This window comes from Methylobacterium currus (assembly GCF_003058325.1).
GTDB classification, from domain to species: Bacteria; Pseudomonadota; Alphaproteobacteria; order Rhizobiales; family Beijerinckiaceae; genus Methylobacterium; species Methylobacterium currus.
In genome coordinates this window covers 5,044,837-5,058,593 of the sequence record NZ_CP028843.1, presented here as the reverse complement: position 1 = coordinate 5,058,593, position 13,757 = coordinate 5,044,837, and the positions used below count along the sequence as shown (strand labels likewise).

9 protein-coding genes are annotated in these 13,757 nt (G+C 69.3%); 2 read left to right on the top strand and 7 right to left on the bottom strand.

The annotated features are described in order from the left end of the window. Positions 1–12: 12 nt before the first annotated feature. Positions 13–339 carry a HesB/IscA family protein gene (locus DA075_RS23375; RefSeq protein WP_099955259.1) on the bottom strand — a complete coding sequence of 109 codons (327 nt, stop codon included), beginning with the start codon at positions 337–339 and terminating at the stop codon, positions 13–15. Between the two features lie 116 nt (positions 340–455). Here DA075_RS23375 and DA075_RS23370 point away from each other — a divergent pair, with 116 nt between their 5' ends. Beyond that, on the top strand, positions 456–1,751 hold the full coding sequence (locus tag DA075_RS23370; protein ID WP_099956757.1) for a deoxyguanosinetriphosphate triphosphohydrolase: 1,296 nt from the start codon (positions 456–458) through the stop codon (positions 1,749–1,751). 960 nt (positions 1,752–2,711) lie between these two features. Here DA075_RS23370 and DA075_RS23360 read toward each other — a convergent pair. Further along, positions 2,712–3,944, bottom strand: a complete 1,233-nt coding sequence (locus DA075_RS23360) for an ABC transporter substrate-binding protein (RefSeq protein ID WP_099955257.1) — start codon at positions 3,942–3,944, stop codon at positions 2,712–2,714. 242 nt (positions 3,945–4,186) lie between these two features. On the opposite strand from DA075_RS23360, the gene secA reads away from it, so the two are divergent. Further along, positions 4,187–7,057 carry a preprotein translocase subunit SecA gene (gene secA / locus DA075_RS23355; protein WP_099955256.1) on the top strand — a complete coding sequence of 957 codons (2,871 nt, stop codon included), beginning with the start codon at positions 4,187–4,189 and terminating at the stop codon, positions 7,055–7,057. Positions 7,058–7,277: 220 nt separating this feature from the next. On the opposite strand, the gene DA075_RS23350 is transcribed toward secA, so the two are convergent. From DA075_RS23350 to DA075_RS23330, 5 genes are all read right to left on the bottom strand, one after another. Next, positions 7,278–7,694, bottom strand: a complete 417-nt coding sequence (locus DA075_RS23350; protein WP_099955255.1) for a gamma-glutamylcyclotransferase family protein — start codon at positions 7,692–7,694, stop codon at positions 7,278–7,280. 16 nt (positions 7,695–7,710) lie between these two features. Further along, positions 7,711–9,714, bottom strand: coding sequence for an acetyl-CoA carboxylase biotin carboxylase subunit (locus DA075_RS23345; RefSeq protein ID WP_099955254.1), 2,004 nt, complete (start codon positions 9,712–9,714; stop codon positions 7,711–7,713). 140 nt (positions 9,715–9,854) lie between these two features. Next, entirely contained in the window at positions 9,855–10,304 is a 450-nt protein-coding gene (locus DA075_RS23340) for a hypothetical protein (protein WP_099955253.1), read from the bottom strand. Positions 10,305–11,224: 920 nt separating this feature from the next. After that, positions 11,225–11,953, bottom strand: coding sequence for an acetoacetyl-CoA reductase (gene phbB, locus DA075_RS23335; protein ID WP_099955252.1), 729 nt, complete (start codon positions 11,951–11,953; stop codon positions 11,225–11,227). A gap of 325 nt (positions 11,954–12,278) precedes the next feature. After that, positions 12,279–13,460 carry an acetyl-CoA C-acetyltransferase gene (locus DA075_RS23330; protein ID WP_099955251.1) on the bottom strand — a complete coding sequence of 394 codons (1,182 nt, stop codon included), beginning with the start codon at positions 13,458–13,460 and terminating at the stop codon, positions 12,279–12,281. Positions 13,461–13,757 lie beyond the last annotated feature (297 nt).

Sequence of the window (13,757 nt, the reverse complement as noted above, 5' to 3'; positions counted from 1 at the left end):
TGGCAGGCGGGATTACAGGGAGAACGAGGTACCGCAGCCGCAGGAGGCGGTGGCCTGCGGGTTCTCGATCTTGAACGACTGGCCGATCAGGTCGTTGACGAAATCGATCGTCGCGCCCTCCATGTACGGGAGGGAGGTGGGATCGACCAGCACCGTGGCGCCGTCCCGCTCCACCGCCAGGTCGTCCGCGGCGCGGTCCTTCGCGATGTCGAAGGCGTACTGGAACCCGGAGCAGCCGCCGCCATTCACGCTGATGCGCAGCATCGAGCCCGGGGGCTCGGCGCCCATGATCTCGTTGATGCGGCGGGCGGCGCGGGGCGTCAGGGTGATCGGGGTCATCGACGGCTTCTCGGGTGGGGGTCCGACGTGCGATGGCAACATAAGAATGGACGGCCTGCGCCGCAACAGCGGCGCATGAACGGGCAGGGGTTGCCGTGCGCCTGCGTCAGCGGCGCATGAATGGGGGTGCCGTGCGCCCGCAACAGCGGCGCACGGGTGGCGATGAGGGCTGGAACGTGAGACGGACAGGCGAGCGCTGGCGGGCCTCCTACGGCAGCGATCCGTACGCGTCGCGCGGGCGGCTGATCCCGGAAAGCCCCTCGCCGACCCGCACCGACTTCCAGCGCGACCGCGACCGGATCGTGCATTCGGCCGCCTTCCGACGCCTCAAGCACAAGACGCAAGTGTTCGTCCACCACGAGGGCGACCATTACCGCACCCGCCTGACCCACACCCTGGAGGTGAGCCAGATCGCCCGGGCGCTCGCCCGGGCGCTGGGCCTCGACGAGGATTTGGCCGAGGCCCTGGCGCTCGCCCACGACCTCGGCCACACCCCCTTCGGCCATACCGGCGAGGACGCTCTGCATGCCTGCATGGCCGAGCATGGCGGCTTCGACCACAACGCCCAGGCCCTGCGGCTGGTGACCCGGCTGGAGCGGCGCTACGCCACCTTCGACGGGCTCAACCTGACCTGGGAGACGCTGGAGGGGCTGGTCAAGCACAACGGCCCGCTCCTGACCCGGGACGGCCGGCCGACGCCGCATTACGCGAAAGCCGGCATCCCGGTGGCGATCACCGAGTACAACGCCCAGAACGACCTGGAGCTCGCGACCTTCGCCGGCCCCGAGGCCCAGGTGGCGGCCCTGGCCGACGACATCGCCTACGACGCCCACGACCTCGACGACGGCTTGCGGGCCGACCTCTTCGCCCTCGACGACCTGACGGAGGTGCCGTTCCTCGCCGGCCTCCTCGACGAGATCGGGAGCCTCTATCCGGGCCTGGAGCGCTCGCGGGTGGTGCACGAGCTTGCCCGCCGGGTCATCACCCGCTTCGTCGAAGACGTGATCGCCGAGGCCGGGCGGCGCCTCGACCGGCTGCAGCCCGCCGACGCCGCCGCGATCCGCCACGCCGCCGACCCGGTGGTCGCGTTCTCGGAGGCGATGGCGGCGGCCGACCGGGACATCAAGACCTTCCTGTTCGCCCGGATGTACCGGCATCCCGGCGTGATGGCGGTGCGCCGGCGCGCCGCCTCGCTCGTCGAGGATCTGTTCTCCGCCTTCCGGCGCGACCCGACCCGGATGCCCGAGGAGTGGAGTGCCGGCCTGTCCGGCCCCGACGATCCCCGCACCCTGCGCCGCGTCGCCGACTTCATCGCCGGCATGACCGACAATTACGCGGTGAGCCAGCACCGCCGGCTGTTTCCCGAGACGCCGGACCTTCACTGGGTGATCTGGCCGGGGTCGGAGGGATGAGGGGGCTTGCTGGCCTTCCCGGCCACTCGCTCCGCTTCATCCCCTCCTCGCCTTCATCCGGAGATGGCCTGCGATCGGAGATCGCTGCACGATCCGGCCTCGAAGAAGCGCTCCAGCAGTCCGAGCGATACCTGGAGGCGTCCGTCGAGGCCTCCGCTGGGCTTCGGTGCCTCAGGATGAGGGCGCGGGTGGGAAAACCCGCCGCCTCGATGGCCTCGCGCAGGCCGGCCACTGCGTGGGCCTGGATGTTCCCGGGGAGTGTGCAGTCTCGGGGTGTGCAATCTCGTGGTGTGCAATCTCGTGGTGTGATGGTGCATCACCGGCGCTGACGCGTCATGCGGAGGATGCCCGGTCGTCGTCGCGAGAGGCGACGCGCCGGGTCACGCCCTGCACCACGAGCGCATCGCCCTTCCCGTCCCTTCTGCGAACGCCTTGATCCGCCATCGGTTCGAGGGTCGAGGGTCGGGGCTCGGCTCGGATACCGGATCATGCACGGGCGCGGGTGCCCGTCTCGCCGTCCAAGAGCCAGTCAAGTGACATCAACGCCAGCGCGGCCGCTTGACCGGGGCCGTGCCCTCGACCACCGGCAAACGTGTCGCGGTCGCCTTCGTCGATCGGGGCTACACCGGGAAGACGCGGGCCATGGCCGTCCGCGCCCCCGGCATCGAGCCGGAGCGTCGCGAGCTGCCTGCGGCCACGCAAAGCTCCGTGCTGGTCCCGCCGCGACGGGCGGTTGATCGCTGCCGTCCCTGGGCCACCCGCCTGGGCAGGCTCGTTCAGCATGACGAGCGCTACGCCCCGACCGGGCCAACCCTCGTCGCCTTCGTCCGTCCGGCGGTCAAGCAAGCCCCTCGACTCGCCTCGAATCCGTAACAAGCTCGGGATCCCGGGCGCTCGCCTGCGGCGAGGCCCGGGATGACCCTGTGACGTGTCAAGGTCCTCGCCGAGGTCCCTTCGCCCTCACTGCGTCAGCGGGCAGCCGCTGGCCTTGGCCGAGAGGAAGGCCTTGTCGCCGGGAATCGTGGCGAGCAGCTTGTAGTAGTCCCACGGCGCCTTCGACTCGGTCGGCGACTTGACCTGGAACAGGTACATGTCGTGGACCATGCGGCCATTGGCCTGAACGGTGCCGCCGCGGCCGAAGAAGTCGTCGACCTTCAGCTCGCGCATCTTGGCGGCCACGGCGTCGGTGTCGTCGGTGCCGGCGGCCTTCACGGCCTTCAGGTAGTGCAGCACCGAGGAGTAGGTGCCGGCCTGGATCATGTTCGGCATCTTGCCGGTCTTGGCCATGAAGCGCTTGGCGAAGCCGCGCGCCTGGTCGTCGAGGTCCCAGTAATAGCCCTCGGTCAGCACGATGCCCTGCGCCGCCTTGAGGCCGAGACCGTGGACTTCCGCTAGCGTGAACAGCAGGGCCGCGAGGCGCTGGCCGCCCTGGACGATGCCGAATTCCGCCGCCTGCTTGATCGCGTTCGAGGTGTCGAGGCCGGCATTGGCCAGCCCGACGATCTTGGCCCCCGATCCTTGCGCCTGGAGCAGGAACGACGAGAAGTCCTGCGCGCTCAAGGGATGGCGCACGGCGCCCACCACCTTGCCGCCCTTCTGGGTCACGTACTGGGTGACGTCGGCCTGGAGCGCGGTGCCGAAGGCGTAGTCGGCGGTGAGGAAGAACCAGGTGTCGCCGCCGGTCTCGACCAGCGAGCCGCCGGTGCCGACCGCCAGCGCGTGGGTGTCGTAGGCCCAGTGGAAGCCGTAGGGCGTGCACTGCTTGCCGGTGAGGTCCGAGGTGGCCGCACCGTCCACGATCGTGATCTTGCGCTTCTCCTTCGACAGGCCCTGCACCGCGAGCGCCACCGAGGAGGTGGTCAGCTCCATGATCGCGTCGACACGGTCGGTGTCGTACCATTGCCGGGCGATGTTCGAGGCGATGTCCGGCTTGTTCTGGTGGTCGGCGTCGACGATCTGCACCGGCACGTCGAGGACCTTGCCCCCGAAATCCTCGACCGCCATCTTCGCCGCCTCGACCGAGCCGCGGCCGCCGAAATCGGCGTAGACGCCGGACTGGTCGTTGAGGATGCCGATCTTCACCACGCCGTCGGAGGCGCCCTTCTGGGGGGATTGGGCGTGTGCGGCGGTCGCGAGAGCGAGACCGGCGGCGAGCGCGGTGGTGCGGGCGAGCGCCCGGCTCAAACGTGTCATGTCGTCCTCCCCGGCCGCTTCGTTGCCCGTGCGGCCGTTATCCTGCCTCTGGCAGCACGGCAGCTAGGGCGGTGCCGGGGCGGGAATCAAGCGGCCTTGCCGCCCTCCGCCCCCCGTCTTTCGCAGCACGGCCACGGTTGTGCCTTCGCGCCCGCTGCCTTTTGGGTGCACGGCTCCCTATATGGGCCTATAAGGCGCCCGCGGCGCGCGCCACTACCGTTACGATCGATCGCAGGTTCACGATGCTGGGTTCCCTTGCCAAGAAGATCTTCGGGTCGTCCAACGACCGCCGGGTGAAGGGATACCGACCCCGCGTCCAGGCCATCAACGCCCTCGAGCCCGAGCTGGCGGCCCTGTCCGACGAGGCCCTGCGCGCCCGCACCGACGCCCTGAAGGCCGAGCTCGCCGCCGGCAAGTCCCTCGACGACATCCTGGTCCCGGCCTTCGCGACCGTGCGCGAGGCGGCCAAGCGGGTGCTCGGCCAGCGCCACTTCGACGTCCAGCTGATCGGCGGCATGGTGCTGCACGAGAGCGGCATCGCCGAGATGAAGACCGGCGAGGGCAAGACCCTGGTGGCGACGCTCGCCACCTACCTCAACGCCCTGTCGGGGAAGGGCGTCCACGTCGTCACCGTCAACGACTACCTCGCCCGCCGCGACGCCGAGTGGATGGGACGGGTCTACCGCTTCCTCGGCCTGACCACCGGCATCATCGTGCACGGCCTCGACGACGTCGAGCGCAAGGCGGCCTATGCCTGCGACATCACCTACGGCACCAACAACGAGTACGGCTTCGACTACCTGCGCGACAACATGAAGTACGAGCTGGGCCAGATGGTTCAGCGCGGCCACAACTACGCGATCGTCGACGAGGTCGACTCGATCCTGATCGACGAGGCGCGCACGCCGCTGATCATCTCGGGTCCCATCGACGACCGCTCCGACCTCTACACCACGATCGATGCGATCTTGCCGCGCCTGGTACGCGAGGATTACGACCTCGACGAGAAGCAGCGCACGGTCTCGCTGACCGAGAACGGCAACGAGCACATCGAGGAATTGCTGCGCGAGGCCGGCATCCTCAAGGAGGGCGACCTCTACGACGCCCACAACGTGACGCTGGTCCACCACGTCAACCAGGCTTTGCGCGCCCACACCCTGTTCACCCGCGACAAGGACTACATCGTCCGCAACGACGAGGTGGTGATCATCGACGAGTTCACCGGCCGCATGATGCCCGGCCGGCGCTACTCGGAAGGACTCCACCAGGCCCTCGAGGCCAAGGAGCGGGTGACGATCCAGCCCGAGAACCAGACGCTCGCCTCGATCACCTTCCAGAACTACTTCCGCCTCTACAAGAAGCTCGCCGGCATGACCGGCACCGCCTCGACCGAGGCCGACGAGTTCCAGGAAATCTACAACCTCGAAGTGGTCGAGATCCCGACCAACAAGGAGGTCGAGCGCGTCGACGAGGACGACGAGGTCTACCGCACCGTCGACGAGAAATACGCCGCGATCATCCAGGAGATCGACAAGGCCCATGCCCGGCTGCAGCCGGTGCTGGTCGGCACCGGCTCGATCGAGCGCTCGGAGCACCTCGCCGGCCTGCTGGTCAAGCACGGCTACAAGCCGCTCGACTACAGCGACCCGTCGGCGCTGGAGGATGTCTACGCCGCCGCCCGCGAGGGACGGGTGACCAAGCGCTTCGCGGTGCTGAATGCCCGCTTCCACGAGCAGGAAGCCTACATCGTGGCCGAGGCCGGCGTGCCGGGCGCGATCACCATCGCCACCAACATGGCCGGCCGCGGCACCGACATCAAGCTCGGCGGCAACCTCGACATGCGGATCGAGCAGGAGCTGGCCAATGTGCCGGAGGGGCCTGAGCGCGACGCCCGCATCGCGGGTCTGAAGGCCGAGATCGAGCAGAACCGGGCGCGCGTGCTGGGCTCGGGCGAGCCGGCCGACCCGGCCGCCGGCCGCAAGGCGGCGCTGCCCGGCGGCCTCTACATCCTCGGCACCGAGCGCAACGAGAGCCGGCGCATCGACAACCAGCTGCGCGGCCGCTCCGGCCGCCAGGGCGATCCCGGCCGCTCGAAATTCTACCTCTCGCTTCAGGACGACCTGATGCGGATCTTCGGCTCCGACCGCATGGACGGCATGCTCCAGCGCCTCGGGCTCGAGGAGGGCGAGGCGATCATCCATCCGTGGATCAACAAGGCGATCGCCAAGGCGCAGCAGAAGGTCGAAGCGCGCAACTTCGACATGCGCAAGAACGTGCTCAAGTACGACAACGTCATGAACGACCAGCGCAAGGTCGTGTTCGAGCAGCGCCGCGAGTTCATGGCGCAGGAGAGCGTGCGCGAGACCGTCGACGAGATGCGCCAGGGCGTGATCGAGGACGTGGTGGCGCGCCACGTGCCGGAGGACGCCTATCCGGAGCAGTGGGACATCGCGGGCCTGCGCGAGAGCATCACCCGCGACCTCAACCTCGACGTCCCGGTCGAGGACTGGGCCAAGGAAGAGGGCATCGCCGACGAGGAGATCCGCGAGCGCCTGCGCAAGGCCGCCGACGAGGCGTATGCCGAGCGCACCGCCCGCAACACGCCCGAGGTGATGGCCTATGTCGAGAAGCAGGTGCTGCTCCAGAGCCTCGACCATCTCTGGCGCGAGCACCTCGTCACCCTCGACCACCTGCGCCAGGTGATCGGCTGGCGCGGCATCGCCCAGCGCGACCCGCTCAACGAGTACAAGTCGGAGGCGTTCGACCTGTTCAACAGCCTCGTCGGCTCCCTGCGCGAGCAGGTCACCGGCCAGCTGATGCGGGTCGAGATCATGTACCAGGAGCCGGAGCCGCAGACGCTGCCGCCGATGTTCGCCCAGCACCTCGACCCGGTGACCGGCGAGAACGAGTTCGCCTACGCGGAGGGCGCGGCCGGTGGCGGCGGCGGTGCCTACGAGTTCGCCGGTCAGGCCCTCGCCGCCGACGCCCCGGTGCTGGAGCGCAATCCCGACGACGCCGCGACCTGGGGCCGGGTCGGCCGCAACGAGCCCTGCCCCTGCGGCTCGGGCAAGAAGTACAAGCACTGCCACGGCCGGTTCGCCGCGGAGGAGTGATCTCGGCAAGACGCAGCGCACGCCGCCAAGAGACCCTCCCCCCTCTGCGGGGGAGGGGGGCCCTGCGTCAGCAGGGGGCGGGAGAGGGACGTGGCTTCCGGAAGAGGCCGTGCCTGCGTGACGGGCGCAGACCTGGATCAGCGTCGCGCTGCCCCTTTGCCGCCCCGCTTCCGCGGGGAACCTTCCCCCGCAGGGGGTAGGGTTCAGGCGTCGCGGGTGCTTACCGCTTGAGCGCCGCCAATCCCCGTAAATACATCTCCGGCAGGCCGTTCTCCCGGCCCGCCGCGATCACGCCCTCCAGGTAGCCCGGCCTCGGCACGCCGCCGCTGCCGCGGCCCAGATACACCAGCGCCCGCCGCACCCCACCTTCGGTCGAGACCGGCTGCTGCGCCTTGACGTAGAGCCCGCTCGCCACGCCCTCGTAGCGGTCGAGGGCCGGCACGTCGGCGAGGCTCAAATCCCACAGCACGCCCCAGACCGTGCCGGAGGGACAGCGCTCCACCGAGGCGTAGCCCTCCCGCATGATGACGAGGCGGTGGCGGTTGAGCCGGCCGAGGCCGAGCACCCGCGAGGCGGGGCAACGCCGGGCCATGGCGGCCCGGTCCATGTTGGAGCCGTAGGCGAAGTAGAGCGGCACGAAGAGACCGCTCGGCTCAGGCGAATTCGAGGATCACCGCGTCGACCGCCAGGCTGTCGCCTTCCTTGGCCTGGATGGTCTGGACGGTGCCGTCGCGCTCGGCGCGCAGCACGTTCTCCATCTTCATCGCCTCGACGATCGCCAGCGGCTCGCCCGCCTTCACCTCCTGGCCGGGGGTGACCATGATGCTCTTCACGAGGCCCGGCATCGGGCAGAGCAGCTGCTTGCCCGACCCGGCGACCTCCTTGACGGGCATCAGGGCGGCCAGCTCCGCCTCGCGCCTCGTGTAGACCCGGGCCTCGGCGGCGGCGCCCGCATGCTGCAGAGAAACGCCGTTGAGGAGGGAGCGGACCTGGATCGCCGCCGGCTCACCATCGATCGTGCCGGTCCAGACCGGTTCGCCCGGGAGCCAGTCGCTCTCGACCATCCATTCGGTCCCGTCCGCGAAGGCGACCACGACCCCATCGTTGGTGGTCTCGACGGTCGCCTCGAAACGCTGGTCGCCGAGCAGCACCACCCGCTCATTCTCGAAGCGCAACTGGAACGGCTCGCGCATCTGGCCCGAGATGCCGCGCTTGCGCTCGTTGAGCAGGTGGTCGATCGCGGCGGCGGCCGCCGCCATCCGGCGCGCCACCTCGCCCGCGGGCTTGGGCGCCTCGAACCCGTTCGGGAATTCCTCCGCGATGAAGCCGGTGGAGAGCCGGCCTTCCTGCCAGCGCGGATGGTGCATCAGCGCCGAGAGGAACGGGATGTTGTGGCGGATGCCGTCGATCGCGAAGGCGTCGAGGGCCTGGGCCTGGGACGCCACCGCTTCGTCGCGGGTCGGGGCCCAGGTGACCAGCTTGGCGATCATCGGGTCGTAGTGGATCGCGATCTCGCTTCCCTCCTCGACGCCGGTGTCGTTGCGCACGATCGCGTCGCCGAGGGGGCCCTCCTCCGGCGGCCGGTAGGTGGTGAGCCGGCCGATCGAGGGCAGGAAGTTGCGGGTCGGATCCTCGGCGTAGACGCGGCTCTCCACCGCCCAGCCGTTCAGCGTCACGTCATCTTGCGCGATCGGCAGCTTCTCGCCGGCCGCGACCCGGATCATCAGCTCGACGAGGTCGAGGCCGGTGATCATCTCGGTCACCGGGTGCTCGACCTGGAGCCGGGTGTTCATCTCGAGGAAGTAGAACGACTTGTCCTGGCCGGCGACGAACTCGACGGTGCCGGCGGAATCGTAGTTCACGGCCTTGGCCAAGGCCACGGCCTGCTCGCCCATCTTGCGCCGCGTCGCCTCGTCGAGGAGCGGGGAGGGCGCCTCCTCGATGACCTTCTGGTTGCGGCGCTGGATCGAGCACTCGCGCTCGCCCAGATAGACGACGTTGCCGTGCTTGTCGCCGATGACCTGGATCTCGATGTGGCGCGGATCGGTGATGAACTTTTCCACGAAGACCCGGTCGTCGCCGAAGGACGAGGCGGCTTCCGAGCGGGCGCGGGCGAAGCCCTCCGCCACCTCGCCGGCCGAGTGCGCGATGCGCATGCCCTTGCCGCCGCCGCCGGCCGAGGCCTTGATCATGACCGGATAGCCGATCTCGTCGGCGATGGTGACGGCGTGCTCCGGGCTCTCGATCACCCCGAGGAAGCCCGGGACGGTCGAGACTTGTGCCGCGGAGGCCGCCTTCTTCGATTCGATCTTGTCGCCCATGGCGGCGATTGCCGCGGGGTTCGGGCCGATGAACACGATGCCGGCGGCTTCCAGCGCCTTGGGGAAGGCCTCGCGCTCGGAGAGGAAGCCATAGCCGGGATGGACGGCCTGGGCGCCGGTCTGCCGGCAGGCCTCCACGATCTTGTCGATGACGAGGTAGGACTGCGCCGCGGCGGCGGGGCCGATATGCACCGCCTCGTCGGCCATGGCGACGTGCAGCGCGTCACGGTCGGCGTCGGAATAGACCGCCACCGTCTTGATCCCCATGCGGCGCGCCGTCTTGATGATGCGGCAGGCGATCTCGCCACGGTTGGCGATCAGGATCTTGTCGAACATCGGAGCGCGCACTCGAGCCTAAGGGGGAATCCGGGCCGGGGTGGGTCACACCCAAGCTCATCCCCGTTAAAGCATGGCGCGCGCGCCGCAAAGCCGGGTGTTCTCGGCCGAATGGGCGAAGCCCATGTCGAAGCCCATGTTCACGCGGCCACCGCGTAGGACAGGATCTCCTCGATCGCATCCTCAGCCCCGGCCCGGGTCCGGTTCGCCTGGAGCGCGAAGCTGATCAGGGCCGGGTCGTTGGTCTCCGCCTCGCGCACCACCTCGACGGCGATGCGGGCGCCGGTGGCGGTCGGGCCGCGGCCGCAGCCGAGCGAGGCGGCGAGCCAATGGGCGGTGTCGGCGTCGATATGGCCGGTCGGGCGCTCGCCCCACACGGCGAAATCGACCGTCGACGCGATCAGCCACTCGGCGAAGGCCGCATCGGCCCTCGGGATCGCCCGGTCCAGGCCGAACAGCATGTCGGCCTCCTCGCGGCAGGTCAGCCCATCGGGCAGCACCGCACGGTGCAGCTCGCGCACGTCCTCCAGGCTGATGGCGCCGGCGGCGATCATACGGTTGCAGAAGTGTTGCAGCGAAGCGTTGATCATCTGTCTGTGCCTCCCCGGCTTTTGTTGCGCCGGTGCTTGTCCCTGTGTGAGGAGGACTATGCAGGGCGGGTGGCCTTTGACAGGTTAACGGCTGGATCTGAATCCCTGTTCAGGTTAAAGCCTGGCAACGGGGTGTCGTTGCTAAAGCGTTGCATCGATCCGTCAATTGCGTCGGTCGATGCCGGGTCCGCTGGCGCTGCCGCGGTGATGCGCGCGAGCGCCCGCCCGGTCGCGACGGCGGTCGAGCTGGCGGTCCGGAGGTAGGACGGACGGCCTTCCCCGCCGCCGGCCCGATGGCGGGACGATGCCGTCGAGGCCCGCCGATGGAGGTCAGCTGCTTGTCGGCCGCCGCCGGTGCGCTGCCGTGGCGGTCCGGCAGCTCGAAGACCGCATGCCGAGTCCACGACGGGACAGGATCCCCGTCATGCCGGCGAGCGGCCATGGGCCGGGTCCGGCCCATCCGGCTTCCCGGTCGAGCCTCGGGACCGGCGCGGTGCCGCGATGCGCGCCGCGAGTCGCCGGCGCGGCAAGATACTGCCGGCGCTCATGAGGATCTGCGCCACGCGCGTCGCGCGGAGGAGTGCGCCGCCACCCGTCATCGCGACGTTGATCCGCCTGCTGCCCCTGGCGTCGCCGGGTCAGGCGGGACGCATCCCCCTTCGAGCGGGAGCCGGAGAGAGCGGCCAGGGGCAAGCTGCGCAACCTGGGGCCAGAGCCCGCCATCACCCTCGTCGCGCCGCTGCGAGGGCCGGGGAGGCAGATGAGTGGCCGTCTTTCCGGATCGACCGGCCCAGGTCGATGCTCACGACCCCGTGCGGAACCGGTGGGTTGTCGAGGCCCGATGCAAGGCGGGGCGGGAACCGCCGGGCCAGCCCGACGGCTTCGGAAAGGGGGCGCCCCGGACGAGGCGCCCCGCCTCGTCACACGAAGTACTGGCCGCCGTTGATCGTCAGGGTCGAGCCGGTGATGAAGCCCGCCTGCTCGCCGGCCAGGAACTCCACCGCGCGGGCGATCTCCTCCGCCTCGCCGAGGCGGCCGACCGGGATGTGCGGCAGGATCTTGGCCTTGAGCACGTCGGCGGGGATCGCCTTGACCATCTCGGTGGCGATGTAGCCCGGCGCGATCACGTTGACGGTGATGCCCTTGTTGGCGTTCTCCTGCGCCAGCGCCTTGGCGAAGCCGATCACGCCGGCCTTGGCGGCGGAGTAGTTGGTCTGGCCCATCTGGCCCTTCTGGCCGTTGATGGACGAGATCAGGATGATGCGGCCGAAGCCCCGCGAGCGCATGCCGTCGATCAGCGGCCGGGTGCAGGTGAACATCGAGTCGAGGTTGGTGCGGATCACCGCCTGCCACTGCTCGAAGGTCATCTTGTGGAACATGCCGTCCCGGGTGATGCCGGCATTGTTCACGAGGGTGTCGATCGGGCCGAGCTCGGCTTCCGCAGCGCGGATGCCGGCCTCGCAGGCCGCAGGATCGCCGACGTCGAACTTGAAGACCGAGATCCCGGTCTCGTCCTTGAAGGCCTGCGCGGCCTCGTCGTTGCCGCCGTAATTGGCCGCGACCTTGTATCCGGCCTCCTTCAGACCTTTCGAGATCGCAGCGCCGATGCCGCGCGTGCCCCCGGTGACCAGTGCGACGCGTTCTGCCATGTGCCCTCTCCTTGATGAGCGTTCGAGCGATCCATCCCTCGGCGCGGCTCCGTGGTACTTTACGGAAGGCGGCCGTTCCACAACGAAGGCGGGTGTTGTCCCGCTTCTTCAGGTACTAACTGAGAGGGAGCGGCCGGGCTCCCGGCCGCTCTTCGTCTCAATCGTAATATTTCAGCGCGCGACGCGACTTGTACCATCACGCTTTCGCATCGACGTGTCGATGCGAAAGCGTCCGGCGCAGCAGCGCCGGCGCCCATTCGGGGTTAGCCCGCGCCTTCGAACGAGTTCGCTCGAAGGCGCGGCGGTGTTCGTGCTCGACGCTGTCTCAGCGCTCGAGGCACATGGCGACGCCCATGCCGCCGCCGATGCAGAGCGTGGCGAGACCCTTCTTGGCATCGCGGCGCTGCATCTCGTGCAGGAGGGTGACGAGGACGCGGGCGCCCGAGGCGCCGATCGGGTGGCCGATGGCGATGGCGCCGCCGTTCACGTTCACCTTCGTATCGTCGAAGCCCAGGTCCTTGTTGACCGCGAGCGCCTGGGCCGCGAAGGCCTCGTTGGCCTCGATCAGGTCGAGGTCGGAGGCCTTCCAGCCGGCCTTCTCGAGGGCCTTGCGCGAGGCCGGGATCGGGCCGGTGCCCATGATCTTCGGGTCGACGCCGGCGGTGGCCCAGGAGCGGATGGTGGCCAGCGGCTTGAGGCCGCGCTTCTCGGCCTCGGCCGCCGACATCAGCACCAGGGCGGCGGCGCCGTCGTTGATGCCGGACGCGTTGCCGGCCGTGACCGTGCCGTCCTTCGAGAAGGCCGGCTTCAGCTTGGCCATGCCCTCGGGCGTCGCACCCTCGCGGATGTACTCGTCGGCATCGACCACCACGTCGCCCTTGCGGCCGGGCACGGTGACGGGGGCGATCTCGTCCTTGAACCGGCCTTCCTTCTTGGCGGCCTCGGCCTTATTCTGCGAGCGGGCGGCGAACGCGTCCTGCTCCTCGCGGGTGAGCTGCCACTGCTGGGCGATGTTCTCGGCGGTGTTGCCCATGTGGTAGCCGTTGAAGGCGTCCATCAGGCCGTCCTTCAGCATCGTGTCGACGAGCTTCAGGTCGCCCATCTTCTGGCCGCCGCGCAGGTACTGGGCGTGAGGGGCCATCGACATCGATTCCTGGCCGCCGGCCACGATGATGTCGGCGTCGCCGTTGGCGATCTGCTGCATGCCGACCGCGACGGTGCGAAGACCCGAGCCGCAGAGCTGGTTGAGGCCCCAGGCGGTCTTCTCCTGCGGGATGCCGGCGGCCATGGCGGCCTGGCGGGCCGGGTTCTGACCCTCGCCGGCGGCGAGCACCTGGCCGAAGATCACCTCGTCGACCTCCTCGGGGGAGACCTTGGCACGCTCCAGGGCCGCCTTGATGGCGACCGCGCCGAGCTTGTGGGCGGGCACGGTGGCGAAGGCCCCGTTGAACGACCCGACCGGGGTGCGGGCGGCACCCACGATGACGATATCAGCCTTCTCAGCCATGCGCCTCTCCTCTGAGCCTCTCCCAGCGTCGCGGGATGCCGCCGGCCCGCTCCCGGCGGCGCGTGTCCTGCGTGCTTTGGGGTGGATGAAAGCGTTGCCCTGGACGAAGTCAAGGCGTTCACGACCGGTTCTGGCGCTGGCAGCGCGGCCAGTTTGCGTGGACGACGCGCAGATTGCTATTTTCGCCAGCACACGAAGGCCTTAAGGTCCACTCATGAGAACCGGTGAAAATTCGGCTCGCCCGGCCCCGGCCAGTTCCCGCCGGGTTCGCCAAGGGGTCGGCCAAGAGGTTGGCAA